Source organism: Kitasatospora sp. NPDC051853, assembly GCF_044452665.1.
GTDB lineage: Bacteria > Actinomycetota > Actinomycetes > Streptomycetales > Streptomycetaceae > Kitasatospora.
In genome coordinates this window covers 492,691-509,812 of sequence record NZ_JBITBY010000001.1, presented here as the reverse complement: position 1 = coordinate 509,812, position 17,122 = coordinate 492,691, and the positions used below count along the sequence as shown (strand labels likewise).

The following is a 17,122-nucleotide window of genomic DNA, read 5'->3' as shown; positions in this document are numbered from 1 at the left end:
CGGACGCGCTTGCGCGCGCCCCCGTCACGTCCGAGAGCCCGGGAGCTCCCTTGTCGCTGCGCACCAGCCGCCGCCACGTCCTGCCCTTCGCCGCCGTAGCCGTCGCCGCCTCGCTCCTCGCGGGCGTCGCCCAGGCCGACACCTCCACCCCGGCCGACCCCAAGCTGATCGCCGACCTCGACGCGATCCTCGCCACCCCGGCACTGGCCAACGCCCAGGCCGGCGTCCAGGTGATCGACACCACCACCGGCCAGGTGGTCTACCAGCGCGGGCAGAACGCGCTGCTCACCCCGGCCTCGGTCCTCAAGACCGTCACCACCGCGGCCGCCCTCGACCTGCTGGGCGAGAACCACGTCTTCACCACCCAGGTCCTCACCTCCGGCACCCGCTACGGCTCCGTCCTGGTCGGCGACATCGTGCTGCGCGGCGGCGGCGACCCGAGCCTGCGCCCGGCGGACCTGGACGCGCTGGCCAAGCAGGTGGCCGCGGCCGGCATCACCACCGTCACCGGCCGGGTGCTCACCGACGCCACCCGCTACGACTCGGTGCCGCTCGGCCCGGGCTGGGCCTGGGACGACGAGCCGTACTCGTACAGTCCGCAGATCTCCGCGCTGACCGTCGCGCCCGACGCCGAGTACTCGATGGACACCGTCAAGGTGACCGTCACCCCGACCACGGCCGGCCAGCCCGCCAAGGTCACCACCTTCCCGGCCGAGGCCCCGGTCAAGTTCACCGGCCAGGTCACCACCGGTGCGGCCGGCTCCGGCAACAGCAGCGGCGTCGAGCGCAAGCGCGGCGTCAACGAGATCGCCCTGTCCGGCAGCCTGGCCGCCAACGCCGCCCCGGTCGACTCCCTGGTCACCGTCGAGGGCCCGGCCGCCTACACCGGCGAGGTCTTCAACGGCGCCCTGGAGCGGGCCGGCGTGGACGTGGTCCGCCCGGCCAAGGCCGCCACCGGCACCGAGACCACCCAGCCGCTGGCCTCGCACGACTCCGAGCCGCTCGGCAAGCTGATCGTCCCGATGCTCAAGATCAGCAACAACGGCATCGCCGAGCACCTGACCAAGGAGATCGGCAAGGTCAAGGGCGGCCAGGGCACCTGGGGCACCGGCTCCGCCCAGGTCAACGGCTTCCTCAAGGCCAACGGCCTGGAGCTCCCGACGGGCCGTCAGGTGGACGGCTCCGGCCTCTCCCGCTACAACCTGGTCACCCCGGGCAAGCTCACCTCGCTGCTCGACCTGGCCACCCGCAAGCCGTGGTTCAAGACCTGGTACGACGCCCTCCCGGTGGCCGGCAACCCGGAGCGCATGGTCGGCGGCACCCTGGCCGCCCGCATGCGCGGCACCGCCGCCGAGAACAACGTGCACGCCAAGAGCGGCTCGATGAGCGGCGTCGACAACCTGATCGGCTACGCCACCGCCCCCGACGGCCGCCGCCTGGCCTTCAGTGCGATGCTCAACAACTTCCCGGGCGCCCGCCCGCGCTTCGTCCTGGACGCCATCGCCGTCCGCCTGGCCACCGGCCCGGCGCCCGCCCCGGCCACCAGCTCCGGCGCCCCGGCCAAGGCCCCGGCCGGCGCCCCCGCCGCCCGCTCCTTCCAGGCGCCGTCCTCCGCCTCGCCCGAGGCCGCCCTCGTCCCGGCCACCCGCTGGGAGGAGTGCGAGACCCTCGGCCGCTGCTGAGCGCCCTCGCACGCTCCCCGCATGCCCCTCGTACGCCCCTCGCCGCACCCCTGAGGGGACCTGACGCTCCGTAACCGGGCCCTGCCGAACCTCGTTTGGCAGGGCCCGCTCGCCTATTCGTCAGGAGACAGACCATGTCCGGTGCACGGGCCATGCTGCACACCGCCCGGAGCCACCTCGGCTACCGCGAGGGCGCGGGCAACCGCAACCGCTTCTCCACCGCGATGGGCCGCCCGGCCGAGAGCTGGTGCGCCGACTTCGTCTCCGCCGTCGCCGCCGAGAGCGGCAACGCCGGGCGCTACCCCGACACCGCCTCCTGCTCCACCGCCCGCGACTGGTTCGCCCGCCGCGGCCGCCTCTCCGTCTACCCCGCCATCGGCGCCCAGGTCCTCTTCGGCACCCCCGACGGCCCCTACGGCCCCGGCGGCGAGCACACCGGCCTGGTCACCGCCTACACCCCCGACACCATCACCGTCATCGCCGGCAACACCAACGACGACGGCTCCGCCAACGGCGACGGCGTCTACCAGCGCCGCTACCAGCGCCGCTCCTCCTACGTCGACTCCTACGGCTACCCCGACTTCCCCGAGGGCCTGGTCTGCGCCGACCCGGCCTGGCGCGGCCGCCCCGGCATCACCTGGTTCGGCCAGCAGGCCGACGAGTCCGACCTCCCCACCCCCCTGATCCCCCGTCAGGTCGTCATCGACGGCCACCCCTACGGCCCCGGCTCCCACGGCCCCCACATCACCACCATGGGCCGCCTCCTCACCGCCGCCGGCTGCTCCCACTACACCGTCGGCCCCGGCCCCGACTGGGGCCCCGCCGACACCGCCTCCATGCGCGCCTACCAACTCCGCATCGGCGACACCGGCCCCGACGCCGACGGCATCCCCGGCCCCCGCCAACTCCACCGCCTCCAGGCCGAGTACGGCGACCGCATCTAGCCGTACACCTCCTCCGCAAGGTTTCCGCAAGCAGGTGGCAGGGCTTCCGCCAACCCCACCGGGCACCCCTCCCCACGGCGGCCGCACACCCGCGGCCGCCGTACCGGATCCAGGGGGACCGCAACCATGCCACTCACCTCGGCCGAACCCATCACCGCACCCGGGGCCACCGCGCCCCGGCCCGCACCCGACGAGCACCGGCAGTGGCTGACGCTGCCCGACTGCAAGCGGGTCCTGGTGGTGGTGCACACCCTCGTCTACGGACTCCGTCTCCAGGACGTCTTCCCGCTGCTGCGCACCGACCTCCGGGTCAACGTGGTCTTCACCGTCGCCCCGCACCAGTTCAACGCCGGGGCCGCCGACTTCCTCCGCTCGCTCGGCGCCACCGTGATGCCCTGGCGCGAGGCCCTTCGCACCGACTTCGACCTCGCGCTCGCCGCCGGTTCCAAGGGCGTGGAGCAGATCCGCGGCCCGCTGCTCCGGCTGCCGCACGGCGCCGGGCACGTCAAGCTCAACCACCGTCCGGCACTCGGCCCGGACCGCACCATCGGCGGCATCGGCCGTTCCTACCTCACCTGGGAGGGCCGGGTGGTGCCGGCCGCCGTCGCGCTCGCCCACCGCTCCGACCTGGACGAGCTCGCCCGCTGGTGCCCCGAGGCCCTGCCGATCGCCGAGGTGATCGGCGACGGCTGCTACGACCGGATCGCCGCCAGCCTGCCGCTCCGCGAACGGTACCGCCGGGCCCTCGGGCTGCGTGAGGGCGAGCGGCTGGTGCTGACCACCTCCACCTGGGGCCGGGCCTCCTCCTTCAACCGGATCGACGCCCTGCTCCCCCGGCTGCTCGCCGAACTGCCCGCCGACCGCTACCGGACCGCCCTGCTGGTCCACCCCAACGTCTGGGCCGGGCACGGACGTTGGCAGGTGAACGGCTGGCTCCCGGAACGGGCCAGGGAGAGCGTCCACCTCCTCCCGCCGGAGACCGACTGGCGGCAGTTGCTCATCGCCGCCGACTACCTGATCGGCGACCACGGCTCGGTCTCGCTCTACGGGGCCCTCACCGCCACCCCGACCCTGCTGGCGCGGTTCCCGGCCGCCCGGGACCTCAACCCGCACTCCCCCGGAGCCCTGCTGGCCCGGACCGCCCCCGCCCTCTCGCTCACCCACTCGCTGGCCGAGCAGCTCGACTACGCCGAACAGCGCCTGCGGCCCGAGGAGTCCGCCGCCATCGCGGAGCGGATCTCCTCCGAACCCGGCCGCTTCAACCACAACGTCCGGGCACTGATCTACCGCCTGCTCGGACTCGGCGAGCCGGCCCACGCACCTTCCGACGACCCGTTGCCGTTGCCGACCGCCCTCGACGACCACGAGCCGGGGAGGCTCCGGTGAACCTCATCCGCATCCACCTCTCGGATCCGGCGGGCCAGGACGAACACCTGGCCGTCTGCCTGGATCCAGACGCACCCGCCGCCGAACTCTGCCAGGCCGACGTCCTGACCGGCCGTCACCTCATGCCCGCCATCGCGGCCGCACGGCTCGCGGAGTGGATCCTCTCCCTCCTGCCCGGCTGCACGGTGGCCGCTTTCGCCGCCCTCGACGGAACGGTCAGGGCCTGTGTCCGCACCGGCAACAGCCGCAGCCCCGTGGTGGCCGCACCCGGCCCGGTGACCCTCACCCTGACCGGCTCGCTGATCCACTCCTGGCTGCTCGCCGGGAAACCCCGGACGATGTGCTTCACCATCCCCGGGCACCCTCCGATGCGGCTTCAGTCCGACGGCTCCGCCAGCCTCGCCGTCAGCCTCGCCACATCCGGGGCATGCAGCGACCGGTAGAGCTCCAGCGCCTCCCCGTACCAGCGGCGGGCCGCCCCCGGCCGGCCCGCCGTCTCCGCCAGCTCACCGAGGAACTCCCGGCACCTGGCCTGCCACTGCACCGATCCGGCCGCCTCGAACTCCGCCAGTGCCGCGCTGAGTTGCTCCTCCGCCGAGGCCTTCCGCCCCGCCGCCCCACTGGACCGCCCGAGCAGTGCCAGGGCCCGGGCGGCGTCGTAGTGGTCGCCGGCCTCCAGCAGCCCCGTCCTGGCCCGCTCCAGCAGCTCGACCGCCGCCTCCGGCTCGCCCAGCGCGTGCCGCACCTCGCCGAGCACCACCCTGGTCAGCGCCGCCCCGCGCGGGTATCCGATCTCCTCCCGGATCGCCAACGCGACCCCGAGCTCCGCCACTGCCGCCCCATGACGCCCCGCCAGGTACTCGGACTGCCCCACCCCGTGCCGCGCCTGCGCCTCGTCCCGCCGGTTCCCGTCCGCCAGCGCCAGCACCAGCGCCTCCCGGTACCACCCCGCGGCCTCGGCATGCCGACCGAGCGCCCGCAGCGCTCCGCCCCCCGAGGTCAGCATCCGCGCCTCCGCCGCCCGGTCACCCACCTCCCGCGCCGCCCTCAGCCCACGGTCGAAGGCCTCGAACCAGATCCCGTACGGCCGCAGCCGCAGGAACAACGGCCACATCGCGTCCGCCAACTGCCAGACGTACTCGGACCAGCCACGGGCATCGGCGGCCCGGAGAGCAGCCATCAGGTGGTGCTGCTCCGTGCCGAGCCACTCGAGAGCCTCCCGCTCTCCGGCGAAGCGCCGCGGCACCACCCCCTCCTCGTGGTGGCTGCGCTCCAGAGTGCGGTGGCTCGGAGTGATCAGGGCCTCCGCTCCAGTCGCGGTCGCCAGGTACCACTCGACGGCACGGCGCAGCGCGTCCGGCCCCCTGGCTCCCATGCTCCTGGCATGTAGGCGCACCAGGTCGTGGAACCGGTAGCGAGCGCCCTCCGACTGCTCCAGGAGGTGAATGCCCGTCAGCATCTCGACCAGCTCGGCCGCAGGACCCTCCGGCCGGCCCGTGAGCGCCGTGATCAACCCCACCGGGAAGTCGGTGAAGGGAAGCTGACCGAGACGGCCGTACAGGGCAGCCGCCTCCTCCCCCAGCACCCGGTAGGAGGCGTCGAGGGCCCCTTGGACCGCTCGCTCGCCCTCCACCCGGAGCTCCGCCAGCCGATCGGCCTCCCGGTCGAGCGCGGCTGCCGTCTCCGAGATCGCCTGCGACGAGCTGGTGACGACCCGGGCCGCAGCGACACAGAGTGCCAGCGGCAGCCCGGCACACAGGTCCGCGACCTGGCGGGTGGGCCCCGGCTCCGCAGCGACCCGGTCCGGCCCGATCCTGTCCCGGAGCAGTGCGGCGGAGGCCGCCGGGCCGAGCAGTCCGAGGCGTAGCACCCCTGCACCGTCCAACTGGAGCCCCGAGAGGCGCAGTCGGCTGGTCACCACCACCACGGAGCTCCCGGAAGCGGGTAGCAGGGGGCGGACCTGGGCAGCGCTCATGGCATTGTCAAGGAGGATCATCAGGCGCTTGCCGTCACTCGCCGATCGCCAGAGGGAGGCCTGTTCGGCCGTGTCCGCCGGCACGGCCCGGATGCCCATGGCCCGCAGGAACCCACCGAGGACTTCCGCTGCACCGGCCGCGGACTCCACCGAGTGCCCTCGCAGATCCACGTAGAGCTGGCCGTCCGGGTACTCCTCCGCCAGGCCGCGCAGCCAATGCAGGACGAGCGTGGTCTTGCCCACTCCAGCGGGCCCGGTGACCAGCACCAACGGATCGGAGCGACCGCTTCCGCTCCGCAGCCCCTCCAGCCGGGAGAGGGCTCCGGCTCGTCCGACCAACTCTCCGGTGGACCGAGGGAACTGACGGGGAACGGGCATTACCGGTCGGTCCGTCACGAGGTGGATCCCGCCGTGGATCTCGCGGGCCTGCACCGTGGTGCCGGTGAACTGCGCCGATCCCGAGATCGTGTTACCGCCCTCACTCCCCGCCATCGCGACCCAGAGCCGCAGCCCCGGCTCCAGCTCGGCGTGCTCCAGCAGGGAAGCCGCCAGCAGACCGCGCTCCCCGTCATCCGTGGGTACGGCCAGCGGACCCACCAGAAGCATCAGTTGATCCCACTGCCGGACGGTCGCCCGCCGGAACGCGGAGACCAGGTCCGCACTGGTCAGCAACTCCACAGCACCCCCATTGCCCACGGCAAGCCCCTGTAGCAGGTCCGCCGCGGTTCGATACTGAACCTTACGTAAATCAGTTGCGCTCCACTCCGAGGTGCTATGGCCATGCTCCCCTCCGCCGTGCTCCCATAATCGAAAACGCGCAAACTGTCCACTGGGGGGGCTGTGTTGATGATCTGTCTGCTCGGACCGGTACAGGTGAAAGCGGCTGGTCAGGTACTTCCGCTCCGCTCCGCACGGGAGAAGACCCTCCTCGCCGCACTGGCGTACGAACTCGGCAGACCCCTCTCCCACACGACGCTCACCGACCGGATCTGGGACGACCCAGCCTCGGCGAACCCTTCGAACCTCTACAGCTGTGCCTCCCGCCTGCGTTCCGCTCTCCGCCGGGCGGCCGAGCTGGCGGGCCCCTCCGCCACCGGCGCGACGCTCGTCTCCGGAGCGCAGAGCTACGCCCTCGAGTCCGATCCCGCCGAGGTCGACTGGCAGCAGTACCTCCGCCTGGCCGGACGGGCCCGCACCCACGCGGAGGCGGGCGACGGCGAGCGCGCCCTGCGGGCGTTCCACGACGCCGAAGAACTCTGGCGCGGGGAACCACTGACCGGACTTCCGGGCAACTGGGCAGAGAGCACCCGCTCCGCGATGCTCCGGCGGCGGCTCTCCGTCCGACTCGGCCGCTTCTCGCTGGAGTTGGCCCTCGGCCGCTTCTCCGACCTGGTGCCGGACCTCTCGGCCGAGCTCGAGCAGTACCCCACCCACGAGGCACTCGCCGAGCACCTGCTCGTCGCCTTCTACGGCTCCGGCCGCCAGTCCGACGCACTGAGCCTGTTCCGCCAGGTGCGACGGCGCCTGCGGGCGGACCTCGGGGTCGAACCCGGTCCACGGCTGACCCTGCTCCACGATCGCATCCTCCAACAGGTCCCGGTGAACGACCTGCTGCCGAATCCGGGCCACAGCACACAGAGCGGTTCCCCCCTCGGCGGCACGGTCCCGTCGAACCTTCCCAGCCGCAGCCACCTGGTGGGCCGCGGAAGCGACCTGGCCCGGCTGTCCGAACGGCTCGACGGCAACCTGGCCCTGCAGACCCTGTCCGGCATGGCCGGTGTGGGAAAGACCGAGCTGGCACTCCATCTGGCCGAACGCCTCCGCCCCCGTTTCCCCGATGCCCAGATCTACCACTGCATGCGGGCCCACTCCCCCGGCCAGCCGCCCGCCTCCGCCCACAGCGCACTCGTCACCCTGCTCCGTAGGCTGGGAACGCCCGCCGGCTCACTACCGAACGAGACTTCGGAACTGAGCGCCCTGTGGCGGACCGAGCTCTCCCGCCGCAGGGTTCTCGTCCTGCTGGACGACGTCGCGAGCCCCGAGCAGGTCAGACCGCTGTTACCCGAATCGGCCTCATCGGTCGTCCTGCTGACCAGCCGTCACCGACTCAGCGGCCTTCCCGGTGTCCACACCTACTTCGTCGACCTCCTGCCTCCCGACGAGGCCGCCGCTCTCTTCCGACACCTGGTGGGCCCGGAACGGGCCGACGACGACGAGGTGCTGGGCCACCTGGTCGCCCAGCTCGGGCATCTCCCGCTGGCCATCGAGATCGCCGCGAGCCGCCTCAAGGACCACCCCACGTGGAGCCTGGGGCACCTCTCCCGGCGGCTCTCACGGACCCCGGGCCGGCTCGGCGAGATCCGCCACGAGTTCCGCGACGTGGCCAAGATCTTCGAACTCTCCTACCTGCTGCTGACCTCCGACCAGAAGAGCGCGTTCCGCCGCCTCGGGCTGCATCCTGCCGGCGAGTTCGACCTGTACGAGGGGGCCGCCCTCATGGGGCTGCCGCTCGACACCGCCGAACGCATCCTGGAGAACCTCCTCGACTACCACCTGATCACCGAGCTCTCGCCGGACCGCTTCCGGATGCACGACCTGCTGGCGGAGTACTCCAAGCTGCTCGCCGACGCGGAGGAGAAGCCCTCCGAGCGCGAGGCGGCCCGCCGCCGTCTGATCCACTGCCAACTCCGGCTGGCCGATCGGGCGGACCGTCTGGTCTACCCGGGGCGCCCCCGCCTTCCGCTGCCATCGGCCGTCAACTCCACGCCGGAACCGCACTGGACGGACGAGGCCGAGGCGAGGAAGTGGCTCGTCGAGACGCGCACCTCGCTGCTCAGCGTCGAACGGCATGCCCGCCTGACCGGGCTTACGAACGAAGCGGCACGGCTCGCGCACGTACTGGCCGAGCACCTCGGCCAGGAGGGCCACTGGCAGGACGCCGTGGAGATGCACACCGCCGCGGTCGAGCACTGGCGGTCCGTCAACGACCGGACCGCGGAAGCGCGGGCCCTGATCGATCTGAGCGGCAGCCACGCCCGCTCCTCCCGGTACGTGCAGGCGGCCGAGTCCGGCGAGTCGGCCCTGGAACTGACCCGGGCGGTGCGGGACGTCGACGGCCAGGCCGAGGCCCTCGCCCAGCTCGCGCTCCTGCACTGGCACGTCGGCGAGTACGAGGCGGCGCTGACCCTTCAGCGGCAAGGACTCTCGCTCCCCGTGAGTCGCCACAATCGCGTCCGGTATTCGAACAATCTGGGGATCATCCTCCTCTATTCGTCCGACCACCCGTCCGCACTGGCGGCCTTCTTCGAGTCGCTCACCGAGGTGCGGCAGATCGGCGATCTCCAGAGAGAGATCGGAATTCTTAATAACATCGGAGAAGTTCATCTGGCAATGGACGACCGGGCCTCCGCCCGCAGAACCTTCGAAGAGGCCCTGGCCCTGAATGCGATCGTCGGCTCCGAGGTCGACCGAGCGGCCCTTCGCATCAATCTCGCCGACAGCGTCGACGACCCCGAGGACCTCCCGCGGGCCCTCGCCCTCTGCGAGATGGGACTGGAGACGTACCGCCAGCTCGGCGACCGCCGGAACCAGGCGAATGCGCTGAACGCCCGCGGGGACATCCACCTCCGGAGCGGGAGCCCCCGCCCAGCCCTCGACAGCTTCACCGCGGCCCAGGGCATCGCACGGGACATCGGCGCACCGTACGAGCGGTCCACCGCACTCAGGGGCGCCGGCCGGGCCGCTGCCCTCCTCGGCCTCCTTCCCCTCGCCGAGCAGCACCTGCGCAAGGCCATCCGTACGGCCCGATCGATCCCGCACGCGGGGGACGAAGCCGCCGCGGCCGACGTCCTGGCAGCCGTACTCCTCCGCCTCGACAGGGCCACCGAGGCCCGGGAGGTCTGGCGCCGAGCGGTGGCACTCGGTGCCTCACTCGATTTGAGCGCGTCCGAATACCTCCGCACCCGCCTCCAGGGGGAATGAGTTTTCGAAATGGAGGTGCCACTCGGATTTGTGGCGCGTGGGACTGGTGAGCTAAATTGGACCCAGTTGGGCCACTCGGACCCAATCTAATGCATCAGCTTTTCCAGCGCAACGTCACTACCGAAATGGATGCACCACGGTGATTCGTCTCGCCCTCGGCCTGGCTCTGACCATGGGTTTTGTCCTGGCACTCCCCTCCGCTCCGGCTCAGGCCCGGATCTGCATACCGCTTACCCACGCCGAGTGAGCATGGCTCGCCAATTCGAATGAATTGGCGAGCCATTGGCTTGACCCAGAAGGGCGGTACGCCACGACGGCGTGCCGCCCTTCGCCGTGGGCTCAGACTGCGGGCTTCGGCTCGCGCGGGAGTTCGCGGGGCATGAGGAGGGCGGAGAGGACGGCGGGGGCGGCGCCGATGAGGAGCATGACGGCCCACCAGCCGGAGACGTCGAGGAGGAGGGGGATGAGGAGGGGGGTGGCGAAGGCGCCGGCGAAGACCATGGTGTTCTCGAGGCCGAGGGCGGTGCCGGAGCGTTCGGCGCCGGCCATGGTGGCGATCTCGGCGTAGTGGACGCCGTGCCAGCCGCAGGAGAGGAAGCCGGCCAGGATGAGGAGGCCGGCGACGATCCAGGTCGGGGAGGACTCGAAGACGGCGATGCCGGTGTAGGCGACGGCGATGACCCAGGAGTAGAGGGTGACCAGGGTGCGGCGGTAGCGGCCGCCGTGGCGGTCGGTCCACCGGCCGCCCCAGACGCGGGAGACGGCGCCGAGGATCTGGATGACCACCAGCAGGACGGCGATCGAGCCGATGGACATGCCCTTGACGGTGTGCAGGAAGACCGAGCCGAAGGTCAGGACGAGGAACTGCGGCAGGTCGAGCAGGAAGGCGGTGATGGCGACCCGCCAGATGTCCCAGCGCTTGAGCGGGTCGGGGACGTCGGTGGCGGCGGTGGAGCCGTCGCGCTTGGTGCGGGCGAGCGGGGGCTCGTCCAGCCAGATCACCACGGCGAGGGTGGCCAGTAGGCAGAAGAGGGTGAGGAAGGCGAACACCCAGCGGAAGCCCGCGCCGAGGGCCAGCGGCGGGAGGACGGCGGCGCCGATCGCACCGCCGGCCGGGACGGCCGCGACCCGCAGGGAGATGGCGAAGCCGCGCTTGGCGGGCGGGAACCAGCCCATCACGGCCCGGCCGGAGGCGCCGTTGACGCAGCCGCCGAGGGCGCCGGCGAAGAAGAGCACCACCGCCAGGGCGACGTAGGAGGGCACGGCCCCGCCGGAGGGCACCAGGAAGGCGGTGACCAGGGCGAGTGCCACGGTGGTGCCGGAGAGGCCGGTGATCAGGACCACCCGTTCGCCGATCCGGTCGGAGAGGATGCCCCAGAAGACGTCGGTGACGAAGATGCCGGCGGTCACCGCGGCGAGCACGAAGCCGAGTTGACCGGTGCTCAGGGAGTAGGCGGTCTGCAGGATGGAGCCGGAGGTGGGGATGCCCTGGAAGGTGGCGCTGAAGGCGGCCTGGGCGAAGATGCCGATCCAGAGGATGCCCCACTTGTAGCGGGTGCCGTGGACCTTGCCGGACCGGCCGACGGTCGGTTCCGCCGGGGCCGCCGGCGTCGGCGGGCTGGGCGGGGTGGGCGGGGTCGTTAACTGGACCATGGGGAGGTCTCCTGGTCGTGGTGCGGGGCGTGGGCGGACCGCGCAAAGGGCGTACAGCAACGGTGGCAGCCGTGCACCGGAGCGGGAAGGGAACTCCGGTGCACGGCAAGGGGGTATGTCAGCTCTGGGCGGTCGAGGGGTCGAGCGGGGCGCCGTCGAGGGCGAGGCCGGTGTCGGGCATCTCGCCGGGCTGGATCGGGAGGGTGCGCTTCTCCCGGATGACCATCATCTTGCAGCCCTTGGTGCTGGAGACGCGGTGGATGCTGTTCGGCACCTCGACCACCAGGGTGCCGGGGAGGTAGCGGTCGCCGTTGTCGTTCTCCAGCTCGCCCTCCAGGATGAAGAGCAGTTCGAAGCCGAGGTGGCGGTGCAGGTCGCCGTGGGCGCCGGGGCCGAAGTGGGCGATGTAGGCCTCGGCGCCGTCGGGGCCGGTCTCCTCGCCGGTGTAGAGCCAGTGCACGTCCACGGCCTGGCGGCCGGGCTGGACGTAGGCCTGCCAGGTGAGGTTGTCGCTGCTGGAACCGGCGCCGAGCAGGTCCGGGAAGACCTCGACCTTGCGCTGCTGGGCGATGTACTCGGACATGGCGGAACTCCTAGGTGGGGGACGGACGGTCAGAGGCCGGGGGCGGCGTGGACGGTCTGCTCGTCGAGCAGGTCCTCGGCCCGGTGCTCCACCCCGGCGGCGCCGGCCCGCAGTTCGGCGCGGCGGATCTTGCCGGAGGTGGTCTTGGGCAGGTGGGCGAACTCCAGCAGGCTGATCTGCTGGTGCGGGGCCAGCTGCCCGGCGGAGAAGGCGAGGATGGCGCGGGCGGTGTCGGCGTCGGCGGGGTGGCCGTCGGCGAGCGCGACGTAGGCCTTGGGGACGCGGTAGCCGACCGGGTGCGGCACCGGGACGACGGCGGCCTCGGCCACCGCCTCGTGGCGCAGCAGCACGCTCTCCAGCTCGAACGGGGAGATGCGGTGGTCGTAGGACTTGAAGACGTCGTCGTTGCGGCCGATGTAGACCAGGTAGCCGTCGGCGTCGCGGCGGGCGATGTCGCCGGTGTGGTAGAGGCCGTCGGCGAAGGTCCTGGCGGTCTTCTCGGGGTCGCCGAGGTACTCCGTCATCACGCCGACCGGACGGTCCGTCAGGTCGACGCAGATCTCGCCCTCGTCGCCGGCCCGGCCGGTCTTGGGGTCGACCAGCAGGATCGGGTAGCCGGGCAGCGGCTTGCCCATGGAGCCGGGGCGGACGGCCAGGCCGGCCGTGTTGCCGATCTGGGCGGTGGTCTCGGTCTGGCCGAAGCCGTCCCGGACGGTCAGGCCCCAGGCGGCGCGGACCTGGTCGATCACCTCGGGGTTGAGCGGCTCGCCGACCGAGGAGGCCTCGCGCAGGGCGGCGGGCTTGCGGCCCAGGTCGGTCTGGAGCAGGGTGCGCCAGGCGGTGGGCGGGGCGCACAGGCTGGTGGCCCGCTCGCGGTCGGCGATCTCCAGCAGCAGCCGGGGCGGGGCGCCGGGCGGCAGGTTGACGGAGAGCACGGTGGCCTCGGCGTTGAGCGGGCCGAAGAAGGAGGACCAGGCGTGCTTGGCCCAGCCGGGGGCGGAGACGTTGCAGTGCACGTCGCCGGGGCGCAGTCCGTTCCAGTACATCCCGGTCAGGTGGCCCACGGGGTAGCTGACGTGGGTGTGGGCGACCATCTTGGGGCGCGAGGTGGTGCCGGAGGTGAAGTAGAGGAAGAGCAGCTCGTCGGCGCGGGTCTCGCGCTGCGGGCAGTAGGAGGTGCTCTCGCCGTACGCCTCGGCGTAGGGGCGCCAGCCGGGGACGGGCTCGCCGACGGCGATCCGGGTGACCTCGGTGAACGGGTCGAACAGGCCGGTCAGGTGACTGGCGGTCAGCACGTGGGCCACCTCGCCGCGCTCCATCCGGTCGGCGAGGTCGTCGCCGGAGATGGTGGTGTAGGTGGGGAGGACCACCACGCCGAGCTTGATGGCGGCGAGCATGGACTCCCAGACGGCGAGCTGGTTGTCGAGCATCAGCAGCACCCGGTCACCGCGCCGGAGGCCCTGGGCGCGCAGCCAGTTGGCGACCTGGTTGGAGCGGGCGGCGAGCTCGGCGTAGCTGAGCTGGACGGCCTCGGTGCCGTCGGTGATCCGGATCGCGGTGCGGTCGTTGCCCTCGGCGATCCGGTCGAACCAGTCGAGCGCCCAGTTGAACTTCTCCGGCCGGGGCCAGCTGAACTCGGCGACGGCGGCGTCGTGGTCCTCGCGCAGCTCCAGCAGGAGGTCCCGGGCTGCCCTGAACTCCTGGTACGCGTCGGGGTGTTGTGCGGTCACGGTACGTCAACTCCTGGTGAGGGGGCCTCAGGCGCCGGTGAGGATGTCCTGGGCGATGGCGTCGGCGTCGGCGTGGAAGCCGACCATCGGGCCGGGGCGGCCGTTGCCGATCTGGGTGAACCAGCGGAGCTCCTCGGTGGGGATGCCGAGCGCGTACAGGCCCTTGGTCGGGGTCCCGGTGCGGTCGATCACCCGGTAGGGGCGCTCGGTGACGGCGAGCGCGCCGGTGGTGAAGCTGGCGCCGTCCTGCTCGCTGACGTTGGTGTGGGCGGCGGCGCAGCCGTCGCCGAGCAGTTGGCGCATCAGCGGGGAGGCGTCCACCCGGATGTCGGAGCGCGGGATGCGGGCGTCGATCAGGGTGGTGGCGTTGACGAACGAGCCCGCCACGGACCGGGATTCGAGGGAGAACTGCCCGGTGTCCTCGCAGCGGCCGATCTCCAGGTCGGGGCCGACCACGGTGAGCACGCCGGCCTCGATCAGGGCGACGGCCTGGCGGATGCGCAGCACCGGCGGGCCGGCCGAGACCATGGTGTTGATCGGGTTGAACCAGGTGAGGAACTCGTCGCGCTGGGAGTCGGGGTGCAGGCTGGCGAACTCCACGGCCTCCCGGACGGCGCCGCGGATGTCCCGCAGGGTGTCCAGGGCGGCCTTCAACGGGCCGTCGATGTTGCCGCGTTCGGCCTCGGCGGCGTCGGCGCAGAGCACCTCGGTGAGCCGGGCGTGGAAGTCGGCGGGCGAGGAGAAGGTCTCCCCGGCGAACGGGCGGGCCATCGTCTCCAGGTCGATCGGCGGCAGCCCGGCCAGGCCGCTGTCGGCCAGCAGCTTGGCCACCTGCTCGCGGTCGCAGCCGACCGCGATCTTGAAGGCGTCCGAGAACTCGGCGGCGGCCTGCTCGCCGTCGCGCTGCAGCACGGTGGTGCGGTAGTAGGTGTGGTCCACCTCGCGCAGGATCAGCGGGAGGACGTGCTCGCGGAAGCGGAGCTTGACCGAGCCGCTCTCGTCCAGCGCCCGGCGGCGGACCTCGGCCAGCGCCTGCGGGGTGAAGACCGCCGGGGAGTAACGGTAGTCGGAGCCCTTCTGGTTGCGGCCGCGGGCGAGCAGCGGCAGGCCGCTGCGGGAGCCGGCGTAGATGTGCGGCTCGTGGCCGGAGGGTTCGTAGGTGAGGCGTCCGTCGACCCGCTCGACGAAGCGGCCGCCGCGGCCGGAGGTGAGCACGGTGGTGACGTCGTAGAAGGTGAGGCCGAGGCCGATGACGGCGACCGGGCGGCCGGGGCGCAGGTCCTCCAGGTCCATGTCGGCCGCGGAGTCGCCGCGCAGGTAGCTGGTGCCGCGGTGCCGGGAGGCGAAGTCCAGCAGGTCGCGGTCGGAGCCGCCGGCGAAGTTGTGCGGGTGACCGGTGGTCAGCACCACCTTGTCGACGTCGAGTTGCTGCCCGTCGCTGGTGGTCAGGCGGTAGTCGCGGGTCTCGCCGCGCCTGGCCCAGCGGGCCCGGGCGGTGACGGGGACGACCACGACGCCCTCGGGGAGGTGGGCGGTGGTCCGCCGGTACACGTCGTGCAGGTAGCGGCCGTAGACCCGGCGCGGGGCGTAGGTGTTGGGCGAGCCGAGCTCGGGGTACGTCTCGGGGTCGGCCGCGAGCCACTCGTGCAGCGAGGGGCCGGCGCCGGCCCGCCACGGGCCGTCGTCGGGCTCGCCGGAGTAGAGGCTGACCTCGCCGGCGGCGGTGTTCATCAGCAGCCACTCGGACTGGTCGGTGCGCCAGACCCGGCCGGCGCCCATTTCTCCCGGGTCGACCGTGTAGATCCGGACCGGCCGGGAAACCGGCTGCGCGGAGAGCCGGGAGACCATTCTCTCCAGGACCGAAAGGCCGCGCGGCCCCATTCCTATGATCGCGATGTTCAGGGCGGAGTCGTGCATCCGAGTGCCTTCCCTGTCTGTGGACGATGACAGAAGTAAATGAGCGTCCAAAGGTGGACGCAAGTACAGTTTTGTGTGTGACGCAGATCACCGGCGGGCACGGTGTGAACGGCGATCTGACGAACTGGCCTCGGAGAACGGCAATTTCGCCCCGGTATGTCGCAACTTTTCCGCCATGCCTCCGTCAGGCCGCCGACCGGCTCGGCGGGACGAATTGACGACGTAGCGACGAATTGCCGGGAAGCTCTGTCAGGTAGCCGGATTCTCCGCCGCGGAATTCCGCGCACGGCACTGCGGACGAATTCCCGAATTGTCGGCCGACGCCGCGGTAGCGGACAGCTACCGAAAAGGTCCTCAAAAGGAACCGGAGGCGCCCGTTACCCATCTGACGGACTGTCAAAACGTTACCGACAGTCAACTTTGCACCATGGTATAAAGCTGGCCTGGGGGATCGTCAGCGGGGGGCATGAGGCATGACCAGGGCAGCGGCAACGTCACTCGGGCGCCGTGAGCGCAACAAGCTGCGGGTCAGGGAGGGCCTCTACAAGTCGGCCCTGAGACTCTTCGCCGAGCAGGGGTACGACGGCACCTCGATCGACGACATCGCGGAGGACGCGGACGTCGCGCGGGCCACCTTCTTCAACCACTTCCAGCGCAAGGAGGACCTGATCAGCGAGTGGGGCCGCCACCGGCAGGCCGAGCTCGCCGCCTCGCTGGAGGAACTGCCCGGGCCCGGGCCCGAGGGTGAACAACCGGGCGCGGCAGCCCGGTTGGAGCACTGCATGACGGTGCTCGGCCGGCTCAACGAGGGCGAGCGCGAGGTCACGGTGGCGATGCTCACCGCCTGGGTCCGGGCCGGCCGGCCGCTCACCGAGCGGCCCTACCTGGCCGAGATCTTCACCCGGATCGTGGAAACCGGCACCGCCCGGGGCGAGTTGGCCACCGTGCTGCCCGCCCACCAGGTCGGCGACCTGCTCCACGACCTCTACCTGGGCACCCTGATCCGCTGGGTCCAGGACCCGGCCCCGGCCGAGGAGGGGCTGCTGGCGGCCCGGCTGCGGAGCGTGCTCGCCACCCTGCTGGAGGGTCTCTCGCCCCGCTGAGTCCCATTCAAGCGGCTGCGGCACCACCCCGCCCGGCGGAGTACTCCGGACGTGGCCGGCGGCCTCAAGGCGGCTGCTCCACACGGAGGTTGACGCGCCATCGAATGGCGCAGGCGCCCCGGTGACCGTTCGCCCGCCGCCGGGGCCGACCGGAGGATGAAGGCACCG

General features: G+C 72.0%; 11 protein-coding genes. 6 read left to right on the top strand and 5 right to left on the bottom strand.

Features of this window, described 5'->3' with window-relative positions; translation table 11 throughout:
- Nucleotides 1-50 precede the first annotated feature (50 nt).
- From dacB to ACIA8O_RS02180, 4 genes are all read left to right on the top strand, one after another.
- Entirely contained in the window at nucleotides 51-1,682 is a 1,632-nt protein-coding gene (gene dacB / locus ACIA8O_RS02195; protein ID WP_396291588.1) for a D-alanyl-D-alanine carboxypeptidase/D-alanyl-D-alanine-endopeptidase, read from the top strand.
- Between the two features lie 134 nt (nucleotides 1,683-1,816).
- Nucleotides 1,817-2,626, top strand: a complete 810-nt coding sequence (locus tag ACIA8O_RS02190) for a peptidoglycan-binding protein (protein WP_396291587.1) — start codon at nucleotides 1,817-1,819, stop codon at nucleotides 2,624-2,626.
- A gap of 126 nt (nucleotides 2,627-2,752) precedes the next feature.
- Nucleotides 2,753-4,012 (top strand): hypothetical protein, encoded by a 1,260-nt coding sequence (locus tag ACIA8O_RS02185; protein ID WP_396291586.1) that lies wholly within the window; start codon nucleotides 2,753-2,755, stop codon nucleotides 4,010-4,012.
- Nucleotides 4,009-4,455: a hypothetical protein gene (locus ACIA8O_RS02180; RefSeq protein WP_396291585.1), complete on the top strand. Its 447-nt coding sequence runs from the start codon at nucleotides 4,009-4,011 to the stop codon at nucleotides 4,453-4,455. The genes ACIA8O_RS02185 and ACIA8O_RS02180 overlap by 4 nt, the downstream gene beginning before the upstream one ends.
- Here the strand turns inward: ACIA8O_RS02180 and ACIA8O_RS02175 are convergent.
- Nucleotides 4,389-6,593: an ATP-binding protein gene (locus ACIA8O_RS02175; protein WP_396291584.1), complete on the bottom strand. Its 2,205-nt coding sequence runs from the start codon at nucleotides 6,591-6,593 to the stop codon at nucleotides 4,389-4,391. The genes ACIA8O_RS02180 and ACIA8O_RS02175 overlap by 67 nt on opposite strands.
- A gap of 267 nt (nucleotides 6,594-6,860) precedes the next feature.
- On the opposite strand from ACIA8O_RS02175, the gene ACIA8O_RS02170 reads away from it, so the two are divergent.
- Complete coding sequence (locus tag ACIA8O_RS02170) at nucleotides 6,861-9,968, top strand: BTAD domain-containing putative transcriptional regulator (protein WP_396291583.1); 3,108 nt, start codon at nucleotides 6,861-6,863, stop codon at nucleotides 9,966-9,968.
- Nucleotides 9,969-10,307: 339 nt separating this feature from the next.
- On the opposite strand, the gene ACIA8O_RS02165 is transcribed toward ACIA8O_RS02170, so the two are convergent.
- From ACIA8O_RS02165 to ACIA8O_RS02150, 4 genes are all read right to left on the bottom strand, one after another.
- Nucleotides 10,308-11,621 carry an MFS transporter gene (locus ACIA8O_RS02165; protein WP_396291582.1) on the bottom strand — a complete coding sequence of 438 codons (1,314 nt, stop codon included), beginning with the start codon at nucleotides 11,619-11,621 and terminating at the stop codon, nucleotides 10,308-10,310.
- 118 nt (nucleotides 11,622-11,739) lie between these two features.
- On the bottom strand, nucleotides 11,740-12,204 hold the full coding sequence (locus ACIA8O_RS02160; protein ID WP_396291581.1) for a cupin domain-containing protein: 465 nt from the start codon (nucleotides 12,202-12,204) through the stop codon (nucleotides 11,740-11,742).
- A gap of 29 nt (nucleotides 12,205-12,233) precedes the next feature.
- On the bottom strand, nucleotides 12,234-13,934 hold the full coding sequence (locus ACIA8O_RS02155) for an AMP-binding protein (RefSeq protein ID WP_396291580.1): 1,701 nt from the start codon (nucleotides 13,932-13,934) through the stop codon (nucleotides 12,234-12,236).
- 27 nt (nucleotides 13,935-13,961) lie between these two features.
- On the bottom strand, nucleotides 13,962-15,851 hold the full coding sequence (locus tag ACIA8O_RS02150) for an FAD/NAD(P)-binding protein (protein ID WP_396291579.1): 1,890 nt from the start codon (nucleotides 15,849-15,851) through the stop codon (nucleotides 13,962-13,964).
- Nucleotides 15,852-16,324: 473 nt separating this feature from the next.
- Between ACIA8O_RS02150 and ACIA8O_RS02145 the strand changes: the two genes are divergently transcribed.
- Nucleotides 16,325-16,954, top strand: coding sequence for a TetR/AcrR family transcriptional regulator (locus ACIA8O_RS02145; RefSeq protein WP_396291578.1), 630 nt, complete (start codon nucleotides 16,325-16,327; stop codon nucleotides 16,952-16,954).
- The last annotated feature ends 168 nt before the right edge of the window (nucleotides 16,955-17,122 follow it).

What these genes read in the sequence shown, in the direction of transcription:
- ACIA8O_RS02190 (WP_396291587.1), top strand. Translation starts at nt 1,817, where the DNA reads ATGTCCGGTGCACGGGCCATGCTGCACACCGCCCGGAGCCACCTCGGC.
- ACIA8O_RS02185 (WP_396291586.1), top strand. Translation starts at nt 2,753, where the DNA reads ATGCCACTCACCTCGGCCGAACCCATCACCGCACCCGGGGCCACCGCG.
- ACIA8O_RS02175 (WP_396291584.1), bottom strand. Translation starts at nt 6,593, where the DNA reads ATGCTTCTGGTGGGTCCGCTGGCCGTACCCACGGATGACGGGGAGCGC.
- ACIA8O_RS02165 (WP_396291582.1), bottom strand. Translation starts at nt 11,621, where the DNA reads ATGGTCCAGTTAACGACCCCGCCCACCCCGCCCAGCCCGCCGACGCCG.
- ACIA8O_RS02160 (WP_396291581.1), bottom strand. Translation starts at nt 12,204, where the DNA reads ATGTCCGAGTACATCGCCCAGCAGCGCAAGGTCGAGGTCTTCCCGGAC.
- ACIA8O_RS02150 (WP_396291579.1), bottom strand. Translation starts at nt 15,851, where the DNA reads ATGCACGACTCCGCCCTGAACATCGCGATCATAGGAATGGGGCCGCGC.
- ACIA8O_RS02145 (WP_396291578.1), top strand. Translation starts at nt 16,325, where the DNA reads ATGACCAGGGCAGCGGCAACGTCACTCGGGCGCCGTGAGCGCAACAAG.